This is a genomic window from Stenotrophomonas sp. CFBP 13718, assembly GCF_014842145.1.
In the GTDB taxonomy this organism is placed as follows: Bacteria; Pseudomonadota; Gammaproteobacteria; order Xanthomonadales; family Xanthomonadaceae; genus Stenotrophomonas.
The window spans coordinates 99,212-125,380 of the sequence record NZ_JACYVC010000004.1; the positions used below are offsets into that span (position 1 = coordinate 99,212).

At 66.3% G+C, this 26,169-nt stretch carries 20 protein-coding genes; 4 read left to right on the top strand and 16 right to left on the bottom strand.

The features are described from left to right. Positions 1 to 94 precede the first annotated feature (94 nt). From IFT58_RS08495 to IFT58_RS08515, 5 genes are read right to left on the bottom strand one after another with little or no spacing between them, the layout of a single operon-like run. Positions 95 to 1,414, bottom strand: coding sequence for a HAMP domain-containing sensor histidine kinase (locus IFT58_RS08495; RefSeq protein WP_192094467.1), 1,320 nt, complete (start codon positions 1,412 to 1,414; stop codon positions 95 to 97). Continuing rightward, entirely contained in the window at positions 1,411 to 2,106 is a 696-nt protein-coding gene (locus IFT58_RS08500; RefSeq protein ID WP_192094468.1) for a response regulator transcription factor, read from the bottom strand. Before IFT58_RS08500 ends, IFT58_RS08495 begins: the two co-directional genes overlap by 4 nt. Before the next feature lie 6 nt (positions 2,107 to 2,112). Beyond that, positions 2,113 to 3,108: an aspartyl/asparaginyl beta-hydroxylase domain-containing protein gene (locus IFT58_RS08505; RefSeq protein WP_192081861.1), complete on the bottom strand. Its 996-nt coding sequence runs from the start codon at positions 3,106 to 3,108 to the stop codon at positions 2,113 to 2,115. After that, complete coding sequence (locus IFT58_RS08510; protein WP_192094469.1) at positions 3,105 to 6,221, bottom strand: efflux RND transporter permease subunit; 3,117 nt, start codon at positions 6,219 to 6,221, stop codon at positions 3,105 to 3,107. The genes IFT58_RS08505 and IFT58_RS08510 overlap by 4 nt, the downstream gene beginning before the upstream one ends. Continuing rightward, positions 6,218 to 7,336 (bottom strand): efflux RND transporter periplasmic adaptor subunit, encoded by a 1,119-nt coding sequence (locus IFT58_RS08515; RefSeq protein WP_192094470.1) that lies wholly within the window; start codon positions 7,334 to 7,336, stop codon positions 6,218 to 6,220. Before IFT58_RS08515 ends, IFT58_RS08510 begins: the two co-directional genes overlap by 4 nt. A gap of 171 nt (positions 7,337 to 7,507) precedes the next feature. Between IFT58_RS08515 and IFT58_RS08520 the strand changes: the two genes are divergently transcribed. The 3 genes from IFT58_RS08520 to IFT58_RS08530 are packed head-to-tail and all read left to right on the top strand — an operon-like array spanning position 7,508 to position 12,339. Beyond that, a complete protein-coding gene (locus tag IFT58_RS08520) occupies positions 7,508 to 8,140 on the top strand; it encodes a TetR/AcrR family transcriptional regulator C-terminal domain-containing protein (protein ID WP_188326667.1) in 633 nt (210 codons plus the stop codon). A 39-nt stretch (positions 8,141 to 8,179) separates the two neighbouring features. Continuing rightward, positions 8,180 to 9,277, top strand: a complete 1,098-nt coding sequence (locus tag IFT58_RS08525) for an efflux RND transporter periplasmic adaptor subunit (protein WP_192094471.1) — start codon at positions 8,180 to 8,182, stop codon at positions 9,275 to 9,277. Beyond that, a complete protein-coding gene (locus tag IFT58_RS08530; protein WP_192094472.1) occupies positions 9,274 to 12,339 on the top strand; it encodes an efflux RND transporter permease subunit in 3,066 nt (1,021 codons plus the stop codon). Before IFT58_RS08525 ends, IFT58_RS08530 begins: the two co-directional genes overlap by 4 nt. 80 nt (positions 12,340 to 12,419) lie before the next feature. Here the strand turns inward: IFT58_RS08530 and IFT58_RS08535 are convergent, their stop codons facing one another. Together IFT58_RS08535 and IFT58_RS08540 are read right to left on the bottom strand one after the other, a co-directional pair. Further along, positions 12,420 to 13,199 (bottom strand): response regulator, encoded by a 780-nt coding sequence (locus IFT58_RS08535; protein ID WP_192094473.1) that lies wholly within the window; start codon positions 13,197 to 13,199, stop codon positions 12,420 to 12,422. After that, positions 13,196 to 14,320 (bottom strand): histidine kinase, encoded by a 1,125-nt coding sequence (locus IFT58_RS08540; protein WP_192094474.1) that lies wholly within the window; start codon positions 14,318 to 14,320, stop codon positions 13,196 to 13,198. Before IFT58_RS08540 ends, IFT58_RS08535 begins: the two co-directional genes overlap by 4 nt. 225 nt (positions 14,321 to 14,545) lie before the next feature. On the opposite strand from IFT58_RS08540, the gene IFT58_RS08545 reads away from it, so the two are divergent. Continuing rightward, positions 14,546 to 14,902: a hypothetical protein gene (locus IFT58_RS08545; RefSeq protein ID WP_192094475.1), complete on the top strand. Its 357-nt coding sequence runs from the start codon at positions 14,546 to 14,548 to the stop codon at positions 14,900 to 14,902. A 693-nt stretch (positions 14,903 to 15,595) separates the two neighbouring features. On the opposite strand, the gene IFT58_RS08550 is transcribed toward IFT58_RS08545, so the two are convergent. From IFT58_RS08550 to IFT58_RS08590, 9 genes are all read right to left on the bottom strand, one after another. Beyond that, positions 15,596 to 16,042, bottom strand: coding sequence for a nuclear transport factor 2 family protein (locus IFT58_RS08550; protein ID WP_192081854.1), 447 nt, complete (start codon positions 16,040 to 16,042; stop codon positions 15,596 to 15,598). Positions 16,043 to 16,090: 48 nt separating this feature from the next. Next, positions 16,091 to 17,209 carry a nuclear transport factor 2 family protein gene (locus IFT58_RS08555; protein WP_192094476.1) on the bottom strand — a complete coding sequence of 373 codons (1,119 nt, stop codon included), beginning with the start codon at positions 17,207 to 17,209 and terminating at the stop codon, positions 16,091 to 16,093. Between the two features lie 69 nt (positions 17,210 to 17,278). After that, positions 17,279 to 18,316 carry a helix-turn-helix domain-containing protein gene (locus tag IFT58_RS08560; RefSeq protein ID WP_192094477.1) on the bottom strand — a complete coding sequence of 346 codons (1,038 nt, stop codon included), beginning with the start codon at positions 18,314 to 18,316 and terminating at the stop codon, positions 17,279 to 17,281. Between the two features lie 127 nt (positions 18,317 to 18,443). Continuing rightward, positions 18,444 to 19,322, bottom strand: coding sequence for a farnesyl diphosphate synthase (locus IFT58_RS08565; protein ID WP_192081851.1), 879 nt, complete (start codon positions 19,320 to 19,322; stop codon positions 18,444 to 18,446). Beyond that, a complete protein-coding gene (locus tag IFT58_RS08570) occupies positions 19,312 to 19,572 on the bottom strand; it encodes an exodeoxyribonuclease VII small subunit (protein WP_042612267.1) in 261 nt (86 codons plus the stop codon). The genes IFT58_RS08565 and IFT58_RS08570 overlap by 11 nt, the downstream gene beginning before the upstream one ends. 36 nt (positions 19,573 to 19,608) lie before the next feature. Further along, the gene (gene tilS, locus IFT58_RS08575; protein WP_192094478.1) at positions 19,609 to 20,898 is read right to left on the bottom strand and encodes a tRNA lysidine(34) synthetase TilS; all 1,290 of its coding nucleotides are present in this window, start codon (positions 20,896 to 20,898) and stop codon (positions 19,609 to 19,611) included. 2 nt (positions 20,899 to 20,900) lie between these two features. Next, positions 20,901 to 22,196 (bottom strand): DNA-processing protein DprA, encoded by a 1,296-nt coding sequence (locus tag IFT58_RS08580; protein ID WP_192094479.1) that lies wholly within the window; start codon positions 22,194 to 22,196, stop codon positions 20,901 to 20,903. Then, complete coding sequence (locus tag IFT58_RS08585) at positions 22,193 to 24,271, bottom strand: DEAD/DEAH box helicase (RefSeq protein WP_192094480.1); 2,079 nt, start codon at positions 24,269 to 24,271, stop codon at positions 22,193 to 22,195. The genes IFT58_RS08580 and IFT58_RS08585 overlap by 4 nt, the downstream gene beginning before the upstream one ends. 121 nt (positions 24,272 to 24,392) lie before the next feature. Further along, positions 24,393 to 26,099 (bottom strand): alkaline phosphatase, encoded by a 1,707-nt coding sequence (locus IFT58_RS08590; protein ID WP_192081846.1) that lies wholly within the window; start codon positions 26,097 to 26,099, stop codon positions 24,393 to 24,395. Positions 26,100 to 26,169 lie beyond the last annotated feature (70 nt).

Here is a 26,169-nt window from a genome sequence, read left to right on the forward strand (position 1 = left end):
GCCTGCAGGGCCGGTGGATGCCTCCGGTTGCAGTGGTCCGATGCAGGATGGGCGGCGGATGTCGCGGAAATGTCGGGCACCGGCGGCGTTTGGCTCAGCGTTCTTCGATCACGCTGGCCCGCACGTCCAAAGCGGCACGGGTGCCGCCCATCGCGGTGCTGTCGATGGACAGTTTCCAGCCGAAGCGGTCGCAGATGCGTCCGATCAGGAACAGGCCGATGCCCTGTCCACGCGCCGGCGCGCCATGGCGCAGGCTCTCGCGGTAGCGTCGCGCGGCTTCAACCGGATCAAAGCCGCTGCCACTGTCGGTCACGCAGATGATGCCGTCGCGCAGGGACAGCTCCACATACCCGGTATCGGTGTTTTCGATGGCATTGCGGGTCAGGTTGCTCACCGCGATACGCACCATGGCTTCAGGTGCGGCCACGATGGTGGGGTCCAACTGCCCGATACGCAGGGCGGTCGTGGCCTGGCCAAGCAGATGCTGGTGGTCTTCCACGACGCGAGGCAACAGCTCGTGCAGGACTGATACCTCTTCCGGTCCGCTGCCCGCTTCTGACTCACGTGCCAGGAAAAGCAGGGCAACCATGGTTTCAGACAGATCCGAGACGGCCAGTTCCATGCGCTCCAGTACCGCCTGAGCGGGCGTGGGAAGGGATTGCTGCTTCAATACGTCCACGGCGCCGGCAATGACCGCGATGGGAGTGCGGAACTCATGACTGGCCTGATCGAGCAGGCTGCGTTCGCGCTCGACGAAGCGCTCCACTCGTTCCAGGTGCGCATTGCTGGCGTGCGCGATGACCTGGATCTCGGCGTGGCGGTAATTGGTGGGTATCCGGGCGCCACGGGACTGGGGGTCGATCAGCCGCATGTGCGCGGCCAACTCCCGTATCGGTCGAACCAGATTGGCGTGCAGCCAAGCAATCACGCCTGCGATGAGCAGCGCCAGCAGTACGCCGAACAGGGCGGTGATGACCGAATCCCGATTCTGTTGGTCCTCCAGATCGTTGATGTTGATCATCGTGATGACCCGCCCCGGTGGGGCATCCGCTACCAGGGCGTGGTAGCTGTCGCGTGTCGACAAGTGGCCGTGGTCGCCTTCGGATGAGTAGTAGCCAGGGGGAACAGTGCGCAGGTGGGGCGGCACCTGCGATGTGTCCGTGCCCGGTCCCACGTACCACGAACGGATGATGCCGCTGGCCGGCAACGACGTGCCACGGTCGGCTTGCAGACGCGCGACATGATCGGCCGATACTGCCTGCAGAATGCTCTGCCACGTGCTGTGTTCGACCAGGTCCTGGCTGCGGAAGGCCTGGATGGTCATTGCCATGAGGATCAAGCTGCCGAAGGCAACAAGCGCGATGCTGGTCAGCCAGTGGATGCTCCGCGAGTGCGGTACGGGTGTGCCCGTCATGTCGGCTCACACAGGCGGTAGCCGGCGCCGGACACCGTCTGCAGCAGGGGTTGCTCACCGTCGACCTCGATGGCACGTCGAAGCAGGTACATATGCGAACGCAGCAGGTCAGTTCCGGGGACGCTGTCACCCCACGCCGCGCGCTCCAGCCGTGCACGGCTCACCACCTTCGGGGTCTCGCGCATCAGCAGTTCCAGCAGGCGCCGACCAGTTCGCGTCAAGGGCACGCGGCGACCCCCGCGATAGGCCTCCAGATTGCCCAGATGAAAGCGCAGGTCACCGATGCGCAGCTGTTCGTCCGGCGCGCCGGCATCGCGCAGGCGCCGTACCAGCGACCGCAGTCGTGCCTCGATCTCGGGCAACGCGACCGGCTTCACCAGATAGTCATCGACGCCGGATTCGAAGCCATCCATCTTGTCTGCAAGCTGATCACGTGCCGTCAGCATGATGACGGGCACTTTCTTCTGCGATTCGCCCCGCAGGCGCCGCAGCACAGTCAGGCCGTCAAGACGGGGCAGGTTCCAGTCGAGCACGATGGCGTCGTAATCATTGGCCGTTGCCAGGTGCAGGCCGGACAGTCCATCCGGTGCAGCATCCAGCCGATGGCCGCAGCCCTCCAGGTAGTCGTAGAGGTTCGCTGCAAGCTGGGCATTGTCTTCAACGATGAGGATGCACAACGATTCTCTGTTCATGGGCCCTCAGTTCAACCCGCCCAGAACCGACTGGCCTGCACGTTCGGCGGACTGTAGCACGAGGTACAGAAGACCAAAGGCGGCAGACAGGATGGCGGCATTGAGCAGGTATTTGAGCAGCAGGTAGAGGCGGCGGCGTTGCGCCTTGAGCTTCAGCGCGGTGATCCGCCACGGCGCGACAAGGGCATACAGTGCATTGAGCGCCCCCCTGTTGTCTTCGTGGGTGTTGGGCACGCGCAGCGCACGAGGGAGCACGGAGTACAGCGCGTTGAACGCCCGCCCCAACCGGTTCATCGGTCGCTCCACGTCGCACATCAGGATCAGTCGCAGCGACCCGGTGTCATTTCGTGCGAAATGTGGATAGGTCTCATCGAAAACGAAATCCTGTCCGTCGTGCCACGAGAGAGGGACGCCGTCCACGTTGATGAAGCAGTCGTCCGAACCGGGCACCTGCAGGCCGAGGTGATAGCGCAGCGAGCACGCCATGGGGTCGGCGTGCAGGGTGAGTTCCGCACCGGGTGGAAGAATGGAGAACATCGCGCCGCGAATGGCAGGAACCTGGCCCAGCAGCTGGACCGTGCGCGGGCATGCACGTTGCGCAGAGACATGCGCAGGGCCATACCAGCTCAGGTAGAACTTCCGCCAACCGCGCTTGTAGAACGTACGGAACCCTGCATCGTGGTAGCCGGGAGATCCCGGGATCGCGGTGGCCTCGATCTCGCCCGCATGGTGCAGCGCCAGCGCCTCATCGCGTATTTCCTGCCAGTGCGAGCGGATGAGCGCGATATCGCGCAGGTAATCAGCGCTGATCACGGCCGTGCGTGCAGACGGACGCGTGGTCATGTACAGCACGCAGTTCAGCGGAGCGAATACCGGCCAGCTTTTGCGCAGGTACTGCGAGAAGCGTCGGTAACGTACCCGCCCGCGCAAGCGGTAGACATACAGCACCGAAGCGCTGATGTAGACCAGGGCGAGCAGGAGCATCCACAGGCTCGCGCTCATCGCGTCTGCTCCCCCGCACGGCGGAAGGGCGTCATCGCTGAAGGATCCACTCGCGGACTGCGCCAGCGCCGTAGTGCGTCCATCACATCATCCACCATGCTGTAGGCAACGGGCACGGCAAGCAGGCAGAGCAGGGTCGAGGTCATCAGGCCCCCGATCACCACGATCGCCATCGGTGCACGGAAACTCGCATCGGCACCGAGTCCCAGCGCGATGGGCAGCATGCCCGCGGCCATTGCCAGGGTGGTCATCACGATGGGACGGGCGCGTTTGCGGCAGGCATCCGCGATCGCCTGCTGGCGTGTCAGCCCGTGTACGTTGCGCGCGATGAGGATGTAGTCCACCAGCAGGATCGAGTTCTTGGTGGTGATGCCCATCAGCATGATCAAACCGATCATCGAGGGCATGGAGAGGCTGGCGCCTGTTACCCACAGGGCCAGGAACGCACCTGGAATGGACAACGCCAGTGCCACCAGTACGGTCAATGGCTGGGCGAAATCCTTCAGCAGCAGCACCAGCATCATGTACACACACAGCACGCCGGTGAGCATGGCCAGGCCGAAGCCGGTCGCCAGTTCGCCCATGGCCTCTGCATCGCCGCCAGTGCTCTGGATTACCCCGCCGGGGAGGTTGCGCAGACTGGGCAGTGCGGCAGCCGCACGCTCCACGCTGCCCAATGGCTGGGTATTGAGCTCCACCGTCAGGCTGACGTTGCGCATGCGGTCATGGCGGGTCAGCTCGGTGGGGCCGCTCAGCATCTGCAGGTCGGCCACGCTCTCCAGCGGCACCGGGCCCCGCGCACCGGGGACAGGCAAGCGTCGCAGAAACTCCAGGTCGTCGCGTGCACTGTCGGCCAGACGTACCATCACCGGCACCTGGCGATCGCTCAGGTTCAATTTTGCCAACGCTTCGCTGTAGTCGCCTGCCGTGGCCACCCGCAGCGTTTCGGCGATGTCAGCCGAGGTGACACCGAGATCGGCGGCACGGGTGAAGTCCGGCCGCACCACCAGCTCGGGTCGTACCAGTGCGGCGGACGAGGTAACCGCACCGATGCCCGGGAGTGTGCGCAGGTCCTGCTCGATCAGTCGGGCGTGCTGTGCAAGCAACGTCGGATCATCCGACGCAAGCACCAGCGCGTAGCCCTCGCTGTCGCCGCCCATGCCCACGCGAATGCGGGCGCCGGGCAGTACGCCTAGTGCGTCGCGCAGGTCGTGTTCGATGTCCTGCCGGGAGACGCCGTTGCGTTCGTTGCGTGGCACCAGGTTGGCCGTCATCACCGCAGTCGTGACACTGGCCGCTGCCGCACCTCCTTCGTCGGGGTCGCCGCCGCCACTGGAGGTTCCGATCGACGTGTACACCGACACCACATGGGGCGCGGAACTGATCAGTACACGGGCCCGCTCTGCAAGTGCAGCGGTGTCCTGCAGCCTGCTGCCCGGTGGCAGGGTAAGAGTGACCTGGGTCTGGTTGCCATCATCGGCGGGAATGAACTCGCCTGGAAGCAGCGTCGCGATGCCGAGGCCTCCCAGGACCAGTGACAAGGTGCCCGCGGCAGTCAGCAGGCGATGGCGCAGGCACAGCCGGGCAATACGCAGGTACCGCAGTATCCAGCGTGGGGTACGCTGCTGCTGCGTCGATGTCTTGAGCAGATAGGCCGCCATGGTGGGAGTGAGCATGCGTGCCACCAACAGCGAGAAGAACACCGCCACAGCGGCGGTCCAGCCGAACTGCACGAAGTACTTTCCCACCACGCCGCCCATCAGGGAGGTGGGGAGGAACACCGCGATCAGGGTGAAGGTCGTCGCCACGACCGCCATCCCGATCTCTGCAGACGCATCGTTGGCCGCCTGCAGGGGCGTCTTGCCCATCAGCAGGTGGCGTTCGATGTTCTCGATTTCGACGATGGCGTCATCGACCAGTACACCGATCACCAGTGACAGCGACAGCAGCGACACCGTGTTGAGGGAAAAGCCCATCACCTGCATCACCGCGAAGGTCGGAATGGCCGACAGCGGAAGCGCAACGGCCGCAATCAGCGTCGCGCGCCAGTCGCGCAGGAACAGGAACACCACCAGCACGGCGAGGGCAGCACCTTCGTACAGCAGCATCATCGAGCCGTCGTAGTTGTCCTGGATGGGATCAACGAAGTTGACTGCCTGTTGGAAGTGCACATGCGGATGCGCCTCTGCCAGCGCCTGGATCGCTGCCTGGGCAGCCGCGGCGACCTCGATCTCGCCGGCACCGCGTGCGCGCATGATGTCGAATGCCACCACGGGCACACCATCCACCAGCGCCATCGAGCGCTGTTCGGCAGTGGTGTCCCGCACGCTGGCAATCTGGTCCAGGCGTGTCCTGCGCCCGTCGCCGAGCGATATATCCAAGCCTGCGATATCTTCTGCAGAAGCGACCGTGGCCAATGTTCGAATGGACTGCTCGGCGCCCCCCATGTCCACGCGGCCCCCCGGTGCTTCCTGCTGCGACAGGCGCAGCTGACGTGAGATATCGGCAGCCGTTGCGTGCATGGCCAGCAGGCTGCCTGGGTCCAACGCCACCCGGATCTCCCGATCGACCCCGCCGACCCGTGTTACCGCGCCGACGCCACGCACCCCCAACAACTGCTTGCCGACCTGGTTGTCGACGAACCACGACAGGGCTTCTTCATCCAGCCGCAGCGAAGACACGGTGTAGGTCAGGAACGGCGTACCTGCCAGCTCCGCTTGGGTGATCACCGGATCACGCAGCTCCGCAGGAAGGGTGTCACGAATACGCGATACCGCATCCCGCACATCGTCCATCGCCTCCTGTACCGGTTTGTCGACTTCGAAGTCGGCGACGATGGTCGCCATGCCGTCGGTGATCGAGGTGTTCAAGTGGCGGATGCCCTGGATGTTGGCCAGTGAATCCTCTATCCGCCGCGCCACATCGCTTTCCAGCTGGGGGGGCGATGCGCCGGGCAACTCCGCCGCCACGGTGATGGTGGGCAGGTCGATATCCGGAAAATTCTGCACCTTCATCGCGCGGAAGCCAGCCAGTCCGGCCAAGGTCAGCAGGATGAAAAGCAGCGAGACGGCGACCGGGTTGTCGATCGACCACGCGGAGATGTTGCGACTCACGATCCAGCCCCGCGTGTGACTGAGGGGTGTGGGGCAACCACCCTGACCCGGTCACCGTCACTGAGGAAGCCGACACCGGAGGCGATCACGGCATCGGTCAGTGCCAGCCCCTGCAGGATCTCCACGCGATCGCCGATGCGGCGACCGACGCTTACCTTGTCCACGCGCACGCTGGCGTCGGTGCCCACGCGCAGTACGTGGCTGAACCCATCGCGCAGCAATACGGCGCCTTGCGGCAGGGTCAGTGTGGCCACCTCGCCTACCTGCACGTGACCGCGGGCGAAGCTGCCTGCCCGCAGTGCGCTGGCAGCGGGCAGGTCTACGTAGACCATGCCATCGTGGGTGGCGGTGTCGATGGCGGGAGAAATGATGCGCAGCGTGCCCGACATCGGCGCATGGCCCTGCACGTTCACGCTGACGCTCTGGCCTGGTGCCAGCTTGCCGAGATCCGCGACCGCGACTGTCGCGCGCCATTCCAGTCGCCCATCCTTGATGATGCGGAACAACTCCTGCCCGGCCGGTACCACTGCGCCAACGGTCGCCGCACGTGCGGTGACCACCCCGCTGTCGGGCGCCAGCAGGCGGGTCTGTGCCAGACGAAGTCGCTGGCGGTTCTCCACGGCGCGCGCGGCATCCAGACGGGCGCGGGCAGTGCGCGCTCCGACCACGTACTGGTCCACCTGCTGGGCCGACATCACTCTGGAGCGGTCGAGTTCCTGCGCGCGCCGCGCGTTGAGCTCCGCCTCGGCGACCTCCGCCTCGACCTGCGCGGTGAACGCGCGTGCTTCGGCATGCTCCGCGCCGACAATACCGGCATCGAACACGGCGAGCACTTGCCCTCGGCGGACCGTGTCGCCCACGTTGACGTTCACCTCCGTGAGGCGCAGACCGTCCCCCTCCGCGCCGATGATGGCTTCCTGCCAGGGAGCGATGTTGCCGGAAGCCGGAACACGAAGGGGGAAGAGCGATTCGGTGGGACGTACCAGCTCCACGGTGAGCACGGCCGGCGGCTGCATGTCCACCGTATCGGACTCGCGTCCCGGCACGACGACGAGCAGGACGATCGTCAGTACGCAGACCGACGCGCCGATCAGAGCGATCTGACCCTGTTTCATGTTGGAACTTCCTTCAGCCGTGCGTGCAACGCTGCCGTGGAGCGGAATCATCGGATCGGCATGTCGCGGAAATGTCGCGCGCCCAAGGAAATCGAGGGGGAAAGATCGTCCCTTGCGAGCGCAACCTAACACTGTTAGATTCGCCCCTAACAACGTTAGGTAAGGCTGTCCATGCGCCAGGCAATCGCCCGGGAACACATCGTCGAGGCCGCCTTCCTGATCCTCGACGAGGCGGGGCTGGAAGGCCTTACCCTGCGCAAAGTGGCCTGCTCGCTGGGCATCCGCGCGCCGTCGCTGTATTGGCACTTCAAGAGCAAGCAGGCGCTGATCGACGCCATGGCCGACGCGATGATCGCCGACGTGGCGCGGGTGATCCCTGACGGCCAGCCCTGGCGACAGACCCTGCTGCAGATCGCCCGCGAGTTCCGTCTGGCCTTCAAAGCGCGCCGCGATGGTGCGCGCGTCTATGTGGGGACCTTCCTCGCCACTGAGAACATGCTGCGGGTGGCCGAGGCAAGCATTGCCGCGCTGGTCGGCGCGGGCGCGCCGGTGCCTTTCGCTGCAACCACCGGGATGGATCTCGTTTACTACACGATGGGCTTCGTCATCGAAGAACAATCGTGGCCGGGCGACGGCAGCATGGAAGCGCTGGGCGCGACCTTCATGGCATTGGCCGAAGCCCGTTTCCCACGCTGCTGGCAGGCCCGCGACATCTGGCGTGAAGTCGATTTCGACGCCCGCTTTGAACAAGGGCTGGGCCTGATGCTGGATGGCATCGAACTGCGCCTTGCCCGCGCCTCCTGACTGCATCCCTCTCTGCTGCTCTGACCCGGAAATCCCCTCATGCGTGCACCCTTCGTGCGTGTTACCCCTCTGCTCCTGATCGCGATCCTGCTCAGCGCATGCGCTGGCAAGGAGGACACGACTGCCGAGGCCGCGGCGGAAACCTCGGCGCTGCCGGTTTCGCTGGCTGCGGCGGAGCAGCAGGTGATGGCGCGCACCGTGCTGGTATCCGGCCCGGTCACCGCGTATGAGGAAATGCAGCTGGGCGTGGAGATCAGCGGCCAGCGCGTTACCGCGTTGCCGGTGGATGTCGGCCAGTGGGTAAAGAAGGGGCAGGTGTTGCTGCAACTGGACCATCGCACGCTGGACAGCGAACTGGCGCAGGCCGACGCATCGCTCAAGCAGGCACAGGCCGCGCAGGAACTGGCCCGCCTGAACTTCGATCGCAGCGAGAAGCTGGCTGCCCAGCAACTCATCAGTGCCAGCAGCCTGGATGACCTGCGGGCCAGCCGCATCAATGCCGAAGCGCAGACCGCGACGGCGCGCGCCGCACGCGATGCGGCCCGCCTGCGCCGCGAGTTCGCCGACCTGCGTGCCCCGGCCGATGGACTGATCTCCAAGCGGCTGGTGCAGCCGGGCCAGGTGGTGTCGGCCGGCACCGAACTGCTGCGCCTGATCCGTGATGGTCGGTTGGAGTGGCGTGCCGAGCTGCCGGAAAACCAGCGCGCCGATGTGGCGGTCGGCAATGCGATCGAGCTGCCTTACGCAGGGCAGGTGGTCACCGGCCGCATCCGTGCGGTCACTCCGGGGGTGGATGCTCAGACGCGCACCGGCACGTTGTACGCCGACCTGCCCACGCCCGGTCCCCTCAAGCCCGGCGTCTTCGTCGAAGGCCGCATCGTCACCGGCGACGGCGAGGTGCTGACCATTCCGACCGCCGCGATCGTGCAGCGTGATGGCCACAGCTATGTCTTCAGCGTGAGCGACACGCAGCAGGCAGCGCGCCTGCGGGTACGTACAGGACAGGCCGTGGAAGGCCGCACCGCGATCCTCGACGGCCTGAAGGCGGGTGACAAGGTGGTGGTGGAGGGCGCTGGTTTCCTCGGCGAGGGGGATCGCGTGCGCGTGGTCAGCGCGGCGAAGGCGGCCGCACGATGAACTTCTCTGCATGGGCGATCAAGCGCCCGCTGCCTGCGCTGCTGATCTTCTTCGTGTTGTGTGTGGCGGGTCTGTGGGGCTTCTACCAGTTGCCGGTGGCGCGCTTCCCGGACATCGCCTTCCCGATGACCACCGTGACGGTGACCCAGCCCGGTGCGTCGCCGAGCCAGCTGGAAGCCGAAGTCACCCGCAAAGTGGAAGACTCGGTCGCCACGGTGAACAACGTGAAGCGGGTGATGTCGTCGGTCAGCGAAGGCGTCAGCACCACCACCATCGAGTTCCAGCTTGAGGCCGACCTGGCCACCGCGCTGGACGATACTCGTGATGCCGTCACCCGCATCCGCACGGATCTGCCGCAGGACATCCAGGAACCGGTGATCTCCAAGGTCGACATCGGCGGTTCGCTGATGACCTATGCGCTGGTCGCTCCGCACATGACGCCGGATGAGGCGAGCTGGTTCGTCGACCGCGACATCGCCCGCGCCATGTACGGCGTACCCGGCGTGGCACAGGTGACCCGCGTGGGCGGCGTACAGCGGCAGGTGCGCGTGGACCTGGATCCCAATGCGCTGATCGCGATGGGCATCACCGCCGGCGATGTATCGCAGCAGTTGGCCCGGATCCAGGTAGAGCGTGCGGGCGGGAAGGCGGAAATCGCCGGGGCACAGCAGACCATCCGCACCCTGGGCACGGTAGGCGATGCGCAGGCCCTGCGCGATTACTCCATCGCCTTGCCGGATGGCCGTGCGGTACGTCTGTCGACGTTGGCCACGATCACCGATGCGGCAGCGGATCCGACCGAGGCGGCGCTGCTGGATGGCGGTGAGGTCGTGGCGTTTTCGATGTCGCGAACGCGCGGCTCCAGCGAGGTCAAGGTAGAGGCCGGCGTCCATGCAGCATTGGACCAGATCAAGGCAGCGCATCCAGGGATCGATTTCCGACTGGTCACCACGGCCATCGACGAGACCCACCGCTCCTACGATTCGTCGATGACCATGCTGTGGGAAGGCGCGCTGCTGGCCCTGCTGGTGGTCTGGTTGTTCCTGCGCGACTGGCGTGCGACGTGGGTGGCGGCACTCGCGTTGCCGCTGTCCATCATTCCCACCTTCGCGGTCATGCACTTCTTCGGCTTCACGTTGAACATGATCACGCTGCTGGCGCTGTCAGTGGTGGTCGGCATCCTGGTGGACGATGCGATCGTGGAAATCGAGAACATCGTGCGCCACCTGCGCATGGGCAAGCCGCCGCTGGAGGCGGCGCGCGAGGCCGCGGGTGAAATCGGCAACGCGGTCATTGCGACCTCGCTGACCTTGGCCGCGGTGTTCGTGCCCGTGGCGTTCATGCCCGGCATCGCCGGCAAGTTCTTCCGCGAGTTCGGCTGGACGGCCGCCACGGCGGTGCTGTTTTCCTTGCTGGTGGCGCGCCTGCTGACGCCGATGATGGCCGCCTACCTGCTCAAGCCGCACGGCGAAGAGAAGCCCGACTCCCGTTTGATGGTCTGGTACCTCGGCTGGGTGGACGCCGCGTTGCGTCATCGCGGCCGCACGTTGTGGCTGGCCACCGGGCTGTTCGTGGCATCGCTTGCGCTGGTGCCTTTCATCCCGGCGACCTTCATCCCGCAATCCGATCTGGGCCGCAGCAACCTCAACCTGGAACTGCCGCCGGGCACGCGGCTGCAGGACACCGTCGCGGTGGCCGAGCGCGCCCGCGCGCTGCTGACCGGGATGCCGGAACTCAAGCAGGTGTACACCGCGGTAGGCAGCGTGCTCGACCTCGGCGACCCGAGTGCGACGGGCGTGGGTGAGCCGCGCAAGGCCACCCTCGTGCTGGACTGGGGCACCGCCGATACGCGCGACCGTGGTCAGCAGGAACTCGAACGTGACGCACGCCAGCGGCTGGCCAACCTGCCGGGCGTGCGCGTGAGCTATGTCAGCTCCGAGCCCGGCAACCTGCTGCAGTTGGTGCTGTCCGGCGACGACCCGCAGCGGCTGCAGGATGCGTCCACCGCACTGGAGCGTGACCTGCGGAGCCTGCAGGGCCTGGGCAGCGTGTCGTCCACCGCGTCGCTGCTGCGCCCGGAGCTGCAGATCGTGCCCAACGCGGCCCGCGCGGCCGATCTGGGCGTGGCGACCGCTGATATCGCCGAGGCCGCGCGCATCGCGACCGCCGGTGATTACGAACAGCGGCTGGCCAAGCTCAACCTGCCGGATAGGCAGGTCCCGATCCGGGTGGGCTTCGCTGAGGCCACGCTGGCCAATCCGGCGTTGATCGGACAGCTGCGGGTGCCTGGCCGCAACGGTCCGGTGCCGCTGGCGGCGGTGGCCGAGATCCAGCAGGGCAGTGGGCCGTCGCAGATCTCGCGCTACCAGCGCCAGCGTAACGTGACACTTACCGCCGAACTCAACGGTCGTCCGCTGGGCGAGGTGATGACCGAAGTGCAGGCGCTGCCCAGCGTCAAGCAGCTGCCGCCGGGCGTGAGTTTCCTCAACACCGGCGATGCGGAAGTCTTCGTCGAGCTGTTCATCGGCTTCATGCTGGCGATGGCGGCTGGCCTGGTCTGCATCTACATGGTGCTGTTGCTGCTGTTCAACCATGCGCTGATGCCGATCACCATCCTGGCGGCGGTGCCGCTGTGCGCGGGCGGTGCCTTCGGTGCGCTGTTGATCACCCAGAACATGCTGTCCCTGCCAGCGCTGATCGGGCTGTTGATGCTGATCGGCATCGCCACCAAGAACTCCATCCTTCTGGTGGATTACGCGGTGATCGCCGAGGACGAGCACGGCATGAGCCAGCACGACGCCTTGGTGGATGCCTGCCGCAAGCGTGCGCAGCCGATCATCATGACCACCTTGGCGATGGGCGCGGGCATGATGCCCATCGCGCTGGGGTTTGCCGGTGACTCCAGTTTCCGCGCACCGATGGCGATCGCCGTGATCGGTGGACTGATCACCTCCACGCTGCTCAGCCTGATCGTCATCCCGGCCGCGTTCACCGTGGTCGACGACCTGGGTGAATGGTTGTCGCGGAAGTTCCGCCACCAATCCTCGCATCCGGCTGCGTAACGCGGTAGAGCCGACAGGTAGAGCCGACAGGTAGAGCCGACTTCAGTCGGCTTCCCCTCCCGTCGGCTCCCCTCCGTGTCTCACCGCTCCCCACGCATCGACACCAGCCTCATGAACGCCTCGTTCTGATAACGGCTCATGCGCAGCTGCTGCCCGGTATCCAGCGTCACCACGTGGTGGCCGTTGAACCACGGGTGGATGGACTTCACCCGCCGTACGTTGACGATGGCAGAGCGGTGCACGCGCGCGAAGTGCCGCGGATCCAGCCGGGCGGCGAGGGCGGTCATGGTCTCGCGCAGTTCATGGATGCGGTCGGCCACGTGGATCTGCACGACGTTGCGGTCCGCCTTGATCCAGACGATGTCATCCACCGGCACCAGCACCACGTGCTCGTCCACGCGTAGCGGAATCCGCTCCAGGTAATCCTCACGCGGACGCAGCGCATCGAGTGCCTGCAGGATGCGGGCCGACGCCTCGGGTCCCATGCCCGTACGTGCGGAAAGGCGGTCCTTCGCGCGCTGCAGCGTGGCGGCAAAGCGTTCGCGGCTGAAAGGCTTGACCAGATAGTCCACCGCGTTCGCCTCGAACGCCTTCACCGCGTACTGCTCGTAGGCGGTTACGAACACCGTAGCGGGCATGCGCTCCGCGCCGATGGTGGCGACCACGTCCAGCCCGGTGATGGCAGGCATCTGGATGTCGAGGAAGACCAGGTCCGGCGAGTGCTCGCGGATCGCTTTCACTGCGGACACGCCGTCGCCGCACTCACCCACGATCTCGGTCTGCGGATCATCGCGCAACAACCGGACGATCGCATGCCGCGCGATGGGTTCATCGTCCACCACCAGCGTGGCGATGCTCATGCGGGGGCGAGCCCGGCGCTGAACTCGGGTCCCTCATCCGGCCCTTCGAGCTCGCGGAAGGGCACGCGGATGCGGCAGACCACGCCCTCTGGCCAGATCATGTCCAAGCGCACATCGGCGGCAGCGCCGTAGAGCTCCTTCAGGCGCAGGCGCGTGTTGGACAGGCCGATACCGTGGCCGGCGCACGGTTCCGGTTCGGTGGAAAGGGTGCTGTTGCGGTTACGTACTTCGATGCACAGCGTGTCCCCCTCGCGGCGGCTCTCGATCTCGATGGTGTCGCTGCCCACACGGTTGCCGATGCCATGCCGCACGGCGTTCTCCACGATGGGCTGCAACAACAGGCTGGGCACGGCGCAGTCCAGCGTTTCAGGTGCGATGTAGATGCGGCTCTGCAACCGGTCCTTGAACCGCGTGCGCTGGATGCCGAGATACAGCTCGATCAGCTCCAGCTCCTGGCGCAGGGTGATTTCCTGGCCGTCGTAGTCCTCCAGGAAGGCGCGCAGCAGCTCGCTCAGCCGCAGCAGCATGTCTTCGGCCGATACCTTGTCTTCGTCAAGCAGGGTAATGATGGCGTGCAGCGTGTTGAACAGGAAATGCGGTTGCAGCTGGGATTTCAGGGCGACCAGTCGTGACTGTGCGAGATCGGTGGCCAGTTGACTGGCCTCCAGCGTGCGCTGCGCCTGCTCGGCATGGAAGTGCATCGCCTGCTGTATCGCAAACAGGGCCCAGTAGGTCAGCATCCCCACCGCGAAATGCTGGGCAAGGAAATAGCCCAGCTGATCGACGAAGCCGCTGGGCTCGAACAGCGTGGAGACCAGTGCGCCGGTGATCATCGCCATGAAGGTGACGGCGAGGCTGGCGACGAGTTGTGGGCCCAGCCCGAGCAGGTGCCGCCCTGGCTGCAGGGGATAACGCACGGCCAGCCGGAACACCAACGGCGCCAGCGCAGCCCAGCTGTACCACTGGATCATCGACCAGCGCAGGTGATCGAACAGGGCAGCGGCCTCGCCATTGAGCGAGCGGGTGAGTGCGTTCTGCAGGGCGAACACGATGGCCACTGCAGTCCAGACGGCGAGGTAGGACGTCCATCCGATGCGGGTCGTGCCGAGGCGGATCTTCATTGCGGTATCCCGTGCGCCCGACGTTCGGAGCTGGCCCATCCTAGGCCCGGTGGGGAGCGGGCGGAAGCGCTGTGGCGGCCGGCTGCGATTGGTCCGCGCTGGCTGACGATTGGTCCCGGATCGCTTGTGGGGCGAGTGCGTGCAGCGCGTGATGCAGAGGCCGGACCGCGCCGCCACGTCGCTGCGACCGGTCCACCGCCACCTACTGGAACCCGTGACATGCCCATGATCCGATTCGCTGTCCTTTCCCTTCTCTCCGCTGCAGCCACCGTGCACGCAGGTGAGGGCGTCCGCTATCTCGAACTGCTCAACCGCGCCCATGACAGCGTCACGGGTGTCGCGGTGGCACCGGCCGGTACCGACCGCTTCCGGCAGGTCGACATCGACCTGCTGCCTGGCGGCGGCGGGGCCACCCGGCTCGCGGTGGCCAACACCGGTTGCCGCTACGATCTGCGCGTTGCGTTCCGCAACGGCCAGCAGGTGGTGTATCCCAACGTGGATGTGTGCAAGGGCGGCAAGCTGGTGATCAGCAGCCAAGCCAAAGATGGACGTTACCCGCTGACGGCATCCACGCCGTTGTAGCGCCGAGCCGTGCTCGGCGGACTGCGTGGTCGTCCAGCCCGCTGCGCTCACCGACCGTGGGTCGGCGCTACCGAACTGCCTCGGCCGTTGTAGCGCCGAGCCGTGCTCGGCGGACTGCGTGGTCGTCCGGCCCGCTGCGCTCGCCGACCGTGGGTCGGCGCTACCGATCTGCGTCGGCCGTTGTAGCGCCGAGCCGTGCTCGGCGGACTGTGTGATCGACCGGCCCGCTGCGCTCGCCGACCGTGGGTCGGCGCTACCGAACTGCCTCGGTCGTTGTAGCGCCGAGCCGTGCTCGGAGGACTGCGTCGTCGTCCGGCCCGCTGCGCTCGCCGACCGTGGGTCGGCGCTACGGAGCTGCTTCGGTCGTTGTAGCGCCGAGCCGTGCTCGGCGAACTGCGTGGTCGCCCGCCCCGCTGCGCTCGCCGACCGTGGGTCGGCGCTACCGATCTGCTTCGGCCGCTGTAGCGCCGAGCCGTGCTCGGCGGACTGCGCGGTCGTCCGGCCCGCTGCGCTCGCCGACCGTGGGTCGGCGCTACCGATCTGCCTCGGCCGTTGTAGCGCCGAGCCGTGCTCGGCGGACTACGTGGTCGTCCGGCCCGCTGCGCTCGCCGACCGTGGGTCGGCGCTACCGATCTGCTTCGGACCCTGTAGCGCCGAGCCGTGCTCGGCGGACTCCATCCGGCCCGCGAATCGTCAGGGCTTGGCCTGTCCGGTCCACGATTTGCTCATGATCATCCACTTGCCGTCGGTCTTCAGCAGCACGACGTAGTCCACGCCATCCCAGCCGGGATAGTCCAGCGTCACTCTGACGGCAGCCAGGTTATGCGCGATGTCGACGATTTCGTAGCTGCGCTTTCGCTGGGCTTCGTTGGCCGCCGGTTTGCCGTTGAAGCCTTCGGCGAACTGCTCTCCGGTGCGCGTGACCAGGCCGCTGCCGCGGGCGGCCGAGTAGCCGATCATCACCCCGTCGCTGCGGAAGACCTGTTTGGCGCGTGCGTTGTCAGCCGTAGTGTAGGCACGCATGAAGGTCTGCATGACCTGGTCGACGGCATCGCGGTCGCTGGCCTGTGCCATGACGTAGGTGGGGATCAGCAGGAGCAGGCTGCCTGCGAGTGCAACGGATCGGATCAGGGTCTTCATGAGGATTCTCGATGGTGGGTGTGTGGCGACGCGCGTTGGTTCAACGAATCAGGATTTAACCTGGCCTGACCAGGATTTGGAGACGACGATCCAGTTACCGTCGATGCGGGAGAGCGCCAGATAGTCCTGCCCTTTCCAGCGGGGGTAATCGAGGATCAGCTTCACCACGGCGGCGTTTTCGCTGACGTCGAGGATTTCGTAGCGGCGGTAGCGCTGGTCTTCGTCAGCGGCCACGCCGGTAAAGCCGGTGGCCCATTCCTCGGCGCTCTGGGTGACCACGCGGCGCTGCCCGGCCGAGTAGCCGAGCACGACGCCGTCGCGTCGCAGGACCTCGAACATCCGGTTGGCGTCACCGGCTTCGAACGCCTGCACGACCTTCTGCATGACCTTCTCCACCTCGGCGCGACCGCCGCGCAGCACCTCCACCACGGCCTTGGCCACCGGCGCGGCCGAGGCGTAGTTCTGGCCGGTGACCACCCGCCCATCGACCTGGATGTACGGCTGTTCGCTGTCGATCGCGCTGAAGGTGCCGCCGCGTGCGGTGACCGTCTGGCCGATCAGGAACGGGAACTGCTTGAAGTAGGCCGCGTCCTGCTGTTCGTGCTGTTCCGGATAGCCGGTGATGCGTTTGCCGGCGAGCAGGCGCTGGCCGCCGCTGAGGGTCAGGTCCACGATGCCGGCGGTGCCGTGGCAGACGGCCGACACCACCCCACCGTTGCGCTCGTAGACATGCACGGCGATGCGCTGCAGTTGCGGGTTTTCGGCAACGCCGTACATGGCGTTGCTGCCGCCGACGTAGTACACGGCGCGATAGAGCGACGGATCAACCTGTGCGGGCGTGGTGGTGTTGCGCAGCCCGGTCATGATGCGCGGGTCCTGCTGGCGCGCGGCCACATCGTCGCTGACGTAGGAATCCAGGATAGGCACGGCCCCGCCATCGGGCGAGACGAAGTCCACGGCATACCCGGCTTCGTGGAAGACATCCCATGCGTGGACGACCTCGCCGAAGCTGACGCTGGCCGGCAGCGCCGAGCTGCCGTGGACTTTGCTGCTGGAAAGGACGAACAGAATGCGCTGCGGGGTGGCCGCCTGGACTGTGTAGACCGCGCCCAGGCAGGCGGCCAGCAGCAGCATCAGCAGGGGGCGGATGAAGCGGGATGTGTACATGGTGCGGACTCACGGGAAGGAGTCCGCACGTTAGGTCATCCCTTTCAGATCAATATGTTGCGTCGTGTTTCAGGAGTGCTGGAATGCATTTCCGGAGTCCGTGCGGCGACTGCGGAAGGCGGCGGGGGTGATGCCCTCGTGCTTCTTGAACGCGCTGTGGAAGGTCGACATCGACTGGAAGCCGGCTTCGGTTGCCACGATCTCCAGCGGCTTCATCGGCACCTGCAGCAGCAGCGACTTGGCTTCGGCCACCCGCAGTTGCGCCAGGTACTGCTTGAACGAGGTCTGGTTGTCGGCGTTGAGCAGCTGCGACAGCCGGGTCTGCGGCACGCCCATGCGACGGGCCAGGCGCGGCAGGGTCAGGCCGGGATCCAGGTGCAGGCGCTCGCGGGCCATCAGTTCGGCCAGCGCCTGCAGCTGGGTGGTTGCCTCGTCGGTCGGGATGCGGCGGTCCTGGTAGGGCTCGATGGCGGCCTTCCCGGAGCGCAGCCGCAGGTAGACCAGCACGCTGGACACCAGCACGAAGGTGAAGCACAGCGCGCCGACGATGTAGGAGGTGTAGCCGGCGGTGTAGTAGGCGGTCCAGATCAACCAGATGCCGACCAGCGCGCCCAGCAGCAGCGGGCCTGACGGGCTTCGCGCGAGATGCACGCGGTGGCGATAGAGCTCTACCGTGGCCAGCAGCAGGTAGGCCAGCCAGGCGTAATTGATGCCGGGGGTGATGAGGTTTCGCCACAGCAGATCGTTGCCTGCGTAGGGCAGGAACAGGTTCACCGCCAAGGTGATGATGACCAGCGCGGTGATATGCCAGCGGTCCACGCGGCTGGCGCCGGGCGTGTTGCCCTGGGTGGAGCGGATAAGGAAGTACAGGCAGGGCCCGATCAGGAAACAGGCGGTGAGGCCGAGCTGCAGGGCGATGCGCGGGATGTCGGGCCAGAAGTGGAAGACCACGGATTTGCCGGTGCGCACGCCGACCGCCAGCACCAGCAGGGACAGCCAGCGCTGGGTGGGTTCGCCCTTGGCACGCCACCAGAGAAAGCTGGCCAGGCCGAGCCCCATGAACGCGCCAAGCATGGCGAAGAAGAACAGGAAGTGCTGGCTCAGCATGGTCTAGGCGTCCTTTCGCTAGGGCGATACTGGCAGGGGGTGTGGGCGATTATGGACCGGGCGGTGAAGCGTGACGACCAGCGGGCGTCAGTATCGAAGGTTGACGGCCAGCGGCCGTCACTACCGGCTAGTGATTGCGTTCTATGGCCAGGCGGCCGAGGGCGCGCAGCGCATCGGCTTCTTCGCCGTAGTGGGCCAGGGCGTCGTCCATCACTGTGCTCAGCTCGGCCAGCCTGGCCTTGGCGCCGTCCATTCCCAGCAGGGCGGGGAAGGTGGATTTGTCCTGCGCCACGTCCTTGCCGGCGGTCTTGCCGAGCTGCTCGGAGCTGGCTTCCACGTCCAGGATGTCATCACGCACCTGGAAGGCCAGGCCAAGCGCATCGGCGAACTGGTCCAGACGGGCCAGATCGATTGCCGGGGCGTGGCCGCACAACGCGCCCATGCGAACGGCAGCGCGGATCAGCGCACCGGTCTTCAGCGCGTGCATGCGGGTCAGTGCGTCCAGCGACTGCAGTTGGCCGGTCGCATCGATATCCAATGCCTGACCGCCGCACATGCCGGCCGCGCCGGAGGCGTGGGCCAGCGCCTGTAGGCAGGCCACGCGCAGTTCCGCCGGCAGTGCCGCTTCGGCCAGCAGGCTGAAGGCGCGGGTCTGCAACGCATCACCGGCGAGGATGGCGGTGGCTTCGTCGAACGCGATGTGGGTGGTCGGCTTGCCACGGCGCAGGGCGTCGTCGTCCATCGCCGGCAGGTCGTCGTGTACCAGCGAATAAGCGTGTACGAGTTCCACCGCCATCGCCGGGGCATCCAACTGGTGCGGGTCGGTGCCGAACACGTCGCCAGCCGCATAGACCAGCAGAGGACGCATGCGCTTGCCGCCGCCCAGCACCGAATGGCGCATGGCCTGGTGCAGCCGATGCGGGGCGTCGGTGGCCGAGGGCAGGGCGGCGTCGAGCTGGCTTTCGATGCGATCGCGCAGGCGCGCGAACATCGCTTCAACCGTCATGGGACGGCGGGTCGAAGGGCTCGGCGTTTTCCGGCTGGGCCGGATCGGTGAGCAGGCGCACGCGCAGTTCGGCCTGCTCCAGCGCCTGCTGGCACTGGCGGTACAGGCCGACGCCGCGTTCGTAGGCGCTGAGCGACGCTTCCAGGCTGAGCTCTCCGGTTTCCATCTGCTCGACGAGCTGCTCCAGCGATTCGAGCGACTGCTCGAACTGGGCTACCGGGGACGCATTTTCGGGGGTTTTCTTAGCCATGCGACAAGTGTGGACGGCCCGCGCGCAGGGGTCAATTCACCAGCCGCCGGGACGCCAGTGCAACTGGGCATCGTGCTGCTGCAGCCAGGCCTGCAGCGGCGCGGACAGCACCACGTCGGCGGCGGCCTGCAGCTGGCCATCGGCGGCGAAGAGCAGCGGCAGCTGGCGGCGTCGCCATGGGGCCAGGTGCTCACGCTGCAGGCAGTCCTTCAGCGCATGCTGGTGGCGGCGGCCGGGCAGCTGGATGCGTTCGCCGCCTTGCCGGGCCGTCACATGCAACGGCGCATCGAATGCCGCCGCGCCCTGCAGTTGCAGTTGGCCGCCATCGGGCAGGGCCAGCGGTGCGCGGCCATCCCAGGTGGCCTGCCAGCCGGCAGGCAGCTGCGGCAGCTCGGCCGGCAACAGGTACCAGTGGCCGCGCCATTGGCGGATGCTGTGCTGTTGCCAGCGCACCTGTGCCTCGCGGTCAGGCCCGGCCGGCAGCACTTCGTTTTCCAGCTGCGCGAGCACGCGCGCGGGCAGGGCGGCAGCGCCCTGGGTCGATACCCAGCGACGCAGCACGCGGGCACGGCGCGGCGGTGACACCTGCTGCAGGCGCTCCACCGACACCACGCGCGCGGCGGCCTGCACGTGCTGCAGCAGCTCGTCGTCTTCTTCGTCCAGCATGTCGCGCAGCTGACCGCAGTGCGCGGCGCTCGCGGCCAGCGCGGCGGCAGCGTGCGGCCACCGCTCGCGCAACAGCGGCAGCACGTGCAGCCGCAGAAAGTTGCGATCGGGGCCATCGTCACTGTTGCTGGGGTCCTCGATCCACTCCAGTCCGTGTTGCTGCGCGTAGCTCAACAACGCCGAGCGCGGCGTCTGCAGCAGCGGTCGCCACAGCCGATGTGTATCCAGCGCCGATACGGGCGACATCGCCGCCAGCCCATCCACGCCGGAACCGCGCAGCGCACGCAGCAGGAAGGTTTCGGCCTGGTCATCCTGGTGCTGCGCCAGGGCCAGCGTCTCGCCAGCGCGTAGTTCCGCTACGAAGGCGTCGCGCCGTGCCTGGCGTGCTGCCGCTTCCATGCCGATGCCGGAAGAAAGATCCACCTCTACCCGGCGCACGCTCAGCGGCACGCCCAAGGCATCGCACTGGCGTTGGCAATGCACCGCCCAGGCATCGGCCGACGCCTGCAGTCCGTGATGGACATGGACCGCCCTCAGGGTGAATCCCCACGCCTGCGCCGACTGCAGCAGCCAGTGCAGCAGCACCGTCGAATCCAGCCCGCCGCTGTAGCCGACCAGCAGGGGCGCATCGACAGGCGTGATAACGGAGAGGTCAGGCACGTTCAACGCGTTTCAGGGCTCGATCCAGCGACGGAAACTGGAGTCCGCAGCACATAGTGCGCCGACGTCCGCTCATGGTGCAGCACACCCTCATCGACGAGCCACGTCAGCCAGACCTGCGTCTGCGGGAGCGATACCTCCAGCGCCGCTGCGATCTCGGCCGCCTGCAGGGGTTCACGCAACAGCCGTGAGAAGGCGGCACGCACGCCCTGCTGGAGAAGCTCACGTGCACCCTGCGAAGCAGGCTCCGCAGGCACGGCGTAAGGCTCCATGGCGTCGCTGTCCTGGGTGGCATAGGGTGCAGCGGCTTCAGCGACTGCGCGGATGGAATCTTGCCCACGCGATGCGGTGTAGCCGCTCGATTCGCGGAACACCTGTTCCAGCGCGGCGACGTCGAGTGGCGCGGGCCAAGGCGACGCGCCCTTCGCCTGCAGTCCGTCGAGGCCTGCACTGGACTCGCCTGCAGATCGTACGAACAGTGGCACAAAGCGGTGCTTTTCCAGCTGTTCAACCGCGCCTGCCCAGGTTCCCCCCTTGCCGAGATCTGCGTTGACCACCAGCGCCACATCCGCCAATGCGTAGATCAGCTTGTTGCGTTGCATGGCGTGGCCCACGTTGAAGCTGGCAGATGGATCGTACGGAGACACCAGCGTGAGGCGACCCTCCAGCAACGGATCGCGCTGCGCGCGGGTCATGCTGTGCTGTTCCAGGCTGTCTGCCACAACCCCGCAGACCCGGCCGCCTGCGCTCAGTGCGCCGCCCATGGCCGCTTGATCGACCCCTCGCGCCCCGCCAGACACAACCGTCCTCCCTGCTTCCGCGGCCAGACGTCCAAGGGCGGTGGTGTAGTCGATCAAAGTGTCTGTCACTTTTCTTGATCCCACAACGGCGAGCCCACCCTGCTCCAGATTGTGCGGATCGCCGCATCCGTAGAGCACGGCGGGTGCGTCTTCGCGAAGGCGTGTCTTGAGACGTCGCGGGTAGCCGGGGTCTGCGCGGCTGATAACCCAGATTGCGCGCGCACCCCAGCGCTCCAGGGCTTGGCTGAGCAGGAAACCACGGCCCAGCAGTCTCTGCAGGCGCGCGCTGTCAACAAGGCCAGTGCAGTCGCGCAGCACCGAATCCATGTCAGCTGTGACAAGGTCCGCAGGTTGCCGGTGGATGCTGCGCAGGTGGCGTGCAAGTGCCTTGTACTCACCCGGTGTCAGCGGATCAGAAGAGGCGCTCGCCTTCCCGATGATCAGGGGGGCCGTCAGCAGCAGAATGGCCTGGGTGTTCGGCGAGATGGGGGTGGTCATCCGCCATGACCTGTCTTGGCAAGCACCATCGGCCAGACGAGGCCGCTTCCGCTGCGACGAAGCAGCCAGGCGGCCACGGTCAGCGTCCAACGCGAATCCACGATGTCGTCAAGCAGCAGGACCGGCCCATTGGACAACGGCAATCCGGTGATGGTGAAAGCGCCATCCAGGTTCCGCGCCTGCTGCGTGCTGTTTGCCATCGTCTTCTGCTCTGGTCTTTCGTGTGATTCCGCAATGACCACCGAGAAGGGAAGGCCCAATGCATGGGCGACGCGCATCGCAAAGTCTGGCATCAGGTCCGGGCGTCGCGGGGAGGGCACGCAGGTCACCCACGTGGGCGCGGGATGCGGGCTCCAATCTTGCAGCATCTCCACACAAGCGGCAACCAGACGGTCGGGGAAGTGATGGTCGGCATATTTTCCCTCCTGCACAAGGCGGCCGAGACCGGCGTCATTGAGCATGCAGAGGGCCTTTCCAGCCTGCGCCACGTGCGAAATGGAGCTGGCGTTGTGGATTCCGAAGCGGGGCATTCCGCCCACGGGCCACTTCAGCCTGGGGGCAATGGGCAGACAGGTCCGGTTGAGGAAGGCCTGGGCGCGCTGTAGCAGCGTCGTATCGATGTCCGAGGGAAGGGCAGGCAGGCGAGGGGGCATGAGCATATCGCTGTTGCCATCGAGGGCATCAATGAGAAATGCCATGTGGCTGCCAAAGGGCTGAGCGACGTAGGTCCTCATCTGCTGCAGTTCCTGATAGCGGAGTGCCGTCAGGCGTTCGGCCCGCGACCAGAATTCAGGACGCAGCAGGGCGGACGTGAGCTGCCACCGGGTCTGCTGCCGTGCGATCGGTGCGGGTGATTCGAGCGACAGCGCGGTGATCGTCTTCTCGATGCGCCCCTTTCCCAGATTCACGCGCGCCATCAAGTCCGGCACGGAAAGCCCCTCGGGCGCGCTTTCAAGCGCAGCCAGGATCAGGGTGACTTCGTCCCGGCTGGGGAATGCGCTGCGGATGAACCAGTCGAGGGTTGCTTCCTGTTCGTCTCCGCTGAGGAGCACTCCGTATGCAGATTCGAGCGCGCGTCCCGCACGCCCTGCCTGCTGGTAATAGGCGACGACGGAACCCGGCATCTGGTAGTGGATGACGAACGAAAGATCGGGCTTGTCGTAGCCCATTCCCAAGGCAGTCGTTGCGACCAGCGCCTTCACCTTGTTGTCCTGCAGAGCCTGCTCCAGCGCAGGGCGGTGTTCGCCGGACTTGCCGGTGTAGGCGTCGACTGCGAATCCCTGCAGCCGCAGCCATGCTGCGACTTGATTGGCGTCGTCTATCGTGAGGGTGTAAATGATGCCGTGACCGGGCAGTGTGTGCAGTTGCCGCGCCAACCAGGCCAGACGACTTGCCTTGTCGGGCATCTGGAGCGTTTGCAGGGTCAACGAGCTTCGATTCAGATCGCCTCGCATCACCCGCATCCCCGGTCCCAGGACAGCGGTCAGGTCCTGCATGACGCGGTCATTCGCGGTGGCCGTCGTAGCCAGCAGGCGAAGGTTCTGCGGCAGTCGCTTCACCACGCGTTCCAACAGGCGATAGTGCGGACGGAAGTCGTGGCCCCAGTCTGATATGCAGTGGGCTTCGTCGATCACCATCAACGCGATGTCCGAAGCGATCGGTGCAAGGATTTCCGCAGTGAAATACTCATTTCCCAGCTGCTCAGGCGAGATGAGCAGGATGTCGATGTCGTTGCTGTGCAGTCGTGCCGTGATGGCATCCCACTCATCGCGGTTTTCCGAGTTCAGCGTCGCAGCGCGAAGGCCCATGCGCTCCGCTGCAAGGACCTGATTGCGCATGAGTGCCAGCAAGGGCGATACCAGCAGAGCAGGGCCGGCACCCCTGTCGCGGAGCAGCCGGGTCGCGATGAAGTACACGAAGCTCTTGCCCCAGCCGGTTTTCTGCACAACGAGCAGACGCCCTGCGCCCTCCACGACGTGACGTATGGCGGCTTCCTGGTCTTCCCGGAAATCTGCCATCACGTTGCCTGAGCCGAGCCTCAGAAGTTCAAGCGCACGCGTGTGATCGTAGGTCATGACCTGCTCTCCTCAGTCCTCCATAAGGTCTAACGGATCGGTCTGCCTTTGTCCAAGTGAAAGAAAAGGCGGCAACCCGCAGGGGTCGCCGCCTTCGCTTCACATCCTCCCAGCCAGCGCCTTACTCGGCAGCCGGTTTCCGCTCGAACTTCACCGGTGCCGGCAGTTCCACCGGTACGCCGTTGCCATCACAGGTGCCGGCTTCGCACAGCCGCTCACGCAGGCGCGGGGTAGCCTGCACGATCATGTGGTAGATCGCGTTCTGCTCCAGCGTGCCGCGGATCGCCTTGCTGCCCGGGCCGCGCGCCCAGATGCCCACGTCCTCGCCACCGTGCGATTCACTCTTGCCCGGCACCAGCGCTTCCTGCATGTAATCCGGGTGCTCGGTATCCACCGCGGTCAGGTCGGGACGGCCGGTGGACGGGTCGAAGCTGGACGGATTGTGCGGGTAGCGCTTCGGGCCGGCCGGCTGCTGGTTGGTGGCGCCGGTGAAGCCCGGGCCATTGGCGTAGGTCAGCGTGGTGTACGGCTGGCCGCCCCCGTCCCGTGCCAGATCCAGCGCGCCCAACCCGTCTTCGCCGCCCTTGTCCTTCACCTTGCCCAGAATCGGGTTGCCGCGCGCCGGATAGCCGACGAAGTTCAGGGTGTGCGAATGGTCGGCGGTGACGATGATCAGCGTGTCGTCATCCTTCGTCAGTTCGGTCGCCACCCGCACGGCGTCGGACATCGCCACGGTGTCGGTCAGCGCACGGTAGGCGTTGCCGCTGTGGTTGGCGTGGTCGATGCGCGCGCCTTCGATCATCAGGACGTAGCCTTCCTGGTGCCGGGACAGGTTGGTGATGGCGGTGCGGGTCAGCTCGGCGAGGCTGGGCTCGCCGCCCGGATCCTGCGCGCGCTCGTGTTCGTACTGCATGTGGTCCGGCTCGAACAGGCCGAGGATCGCCGGCGCGTTGCCGGCGGCCTTGAGCTGCGCGGCATTCCACACGTAGGCACCCTGCGGATGGGCCTGCTGCCATTCGGTGACCAGGCTGCGCCCGTCCAGGCGCTGGCCGACCTTGTCGTCGTATTCGGGATCCCGTTCTTCCACGGTGGTGAACTCGCCGCGGCCACCGCCCAGGGCGACCAACGGACCGCGGCCGAAGCGTGCAGTGGATAGCAACTGCTGGGCGATGTCCTTGCAGCCGGCGGCCTTGGCCTCTTCGGTCAGGTCGGTGTCGTTTTCCCAGTTGCGCTCGGGCGAATGGGCGTACGTGGCGGCCGGGGTGGCGTGGGTCAGCCGCGCGGTCGACACGATGCCGGTCGCCATGCCGGCGCTGTCGGCCAGCTGCAGCCAGCTCAACAGGCCTTTCTGCAGGCTGTCGGCACAGTCCGGACGCTTGCCCGCACTGACGCCGATGGCGCCCATGTGGGTCTTCACGCCGGTGGTGATGGCGGTCATGGTGCCGGCCGAATCCGGGGTCTGCGAGTCGACGTTGTAGGTCTTGCTGAATGCCGTCGCCGGGAAGTGCTCCCAGGACAGCAGGTTTTCTTCACCCGAGCTGCCCTTGCGCTGGCCTTCAAAGATGCGCGCGGCGGCCACGGTGGTCAGGCTCATGCCATCGCCGAGGAACAGAATCACGTTCTTCGCTTTGCCGTTCATGGCGCCATTGCCGGCGGCCTGGGCGGCGCCGCTGCGGTACCACCACTGCGGGGTCTCGCCATCCGGGTGGGTCACGGCAGGCACCGCGACCGTCAGGCCGGCAGGTCCCGCTGCCTGCGGCGTGCTGGAACAGGCGCCCAGCAGCAGCGTGGCGGCGGTGGCGGCGAGCAGGGTGGTGGTACGGATCATGGACAGCGGGCCCTCACGAAACGGAACAGGCGTTCATTATGACGCGTACGACAAGGCACGCCGATGACAC

Coding starts and splice junctions, on each gene's coding strand:
- IFT58_RS08525 (WP_192094471.1), top strand. CDS start 8,180: ATGCGTGCACCCTTCGTGCGTGTTACCCCTCTGCTCCTGATCGCGATC.
- IFT58_RS08570 (WP_042612267.1), bottom strand. CDS start 19,572: ATGGCTAAGAAAACCCCCGAAAATGCGTCCCCGGTAGCCCAGTTCGAG.
- IFT58_RS08505 (WP_192081861.1), bottom strand. CDS start 3,108: ATGAGCGCGAGCCTGTGGATGCTCCTGCTCGCCCTGGTCTACATCAGC.
- IFT58_RS08515 (WP_192094470.1), bottom strand. CDS start 7,336: ATGAAACAGGGTCAGATCGCTCTGATCGGCGCGTCGGTCTGCGTACTG.
- IFT58_RS08520 (WP_188326667.1), top strand. CDS start 7,508: ATGCGCCAGGCAATCGCCCGGGAACACATCGTCGAGGCCGCCTTCCTG.
- IFT58_RS08580 (WP_192094479.1), bottom strand. CDS start 22,196: ATGACCACCCCCATCTCGCCGAACACCCAGGCCATTCTGCTGCTGACG.
- IFT58_RS08565 (WP_192081851.1), bottom strand. CDS start 19,322: ATGACGGTTGAAGCGATGTTCGCGCGCCTGCGCGATCGCATCGAAAGC.
- IFT58_RS08585 (WP_192094480.1), bottom strand. CDS start 24,271: ATGACCTACGATCACACGCGTGCGCTTGAACTTCTGAGGCTCGGCTCA.
- IFT58_RS08560 (WP_192094477.1), bottom strand. CDS start 18,316: ATGCTGAGCCAGCACTTCCTGTTCTTCTTCGCCATGCTTGGCGCGTTC.
- IFT58_RS08530 (WP_192094472.1), top strand. CDS start 9,274: ATGAACTTCTCTGCATGGGCGATCAAGCGCCCGCTGCCTGCGCTGCTG.
- IFT58_RS08590 (WP_192081846.1), bottom strand. CDS start 26,099: ATGATCCGTACCACCACCCTGCTCGCCGCCACCGCCGCCACGCTGCTG.
- IFT58_RS08555 (WP_192094476.1), bottom strand. CDS start 17,209: ATGTACACATCCCGCTTCATCCGCCCCCTGCTGATGCTGCTGCTGGCC.
- IFT58_RS08540 (WP_192094474.1), bottom strand. CDS start 14,320: ATGAAGATCCGCCTCGGCACGACCCGCATCGGATGGACGTCCTACCTC.
- IFT58_RS08535 (WP_192094473.1), bottom strand. CDS start 13,199: ATGAGCATCGCCACGCTGGTGGTGGACGATGAACCCATCGCGCGGCAT.
- IFT58_RS08495 (WP_192094467.1), bottom strand. CDS start 1,414: ATGACGGGCACACCCGTACCGCACTCGCGGAGCATCCACTGGCTGACC.
- IFT58_RS08500 (WP_192094468.1), bottom strand. CDS start 2,106: ATGAACAGAGAATCGTTGTGCATCCTCATCGTTGAAGACAATGCCCAG.
- IFT58_RS08550 (WP_192081854.1), bottom strand. CDS start 16,042: ATGAAGACCCTGATCCGATCCGTTGCACTCGCAGGCAGCCTGCTCCTG.
- IFT58_RS08545 (WP_192094475.1), top strand. CDS start 14,546: ATGATCCGATTCGCTGTCCTTTCCCTTCTCTCCGCTGCAGCCACCGTG.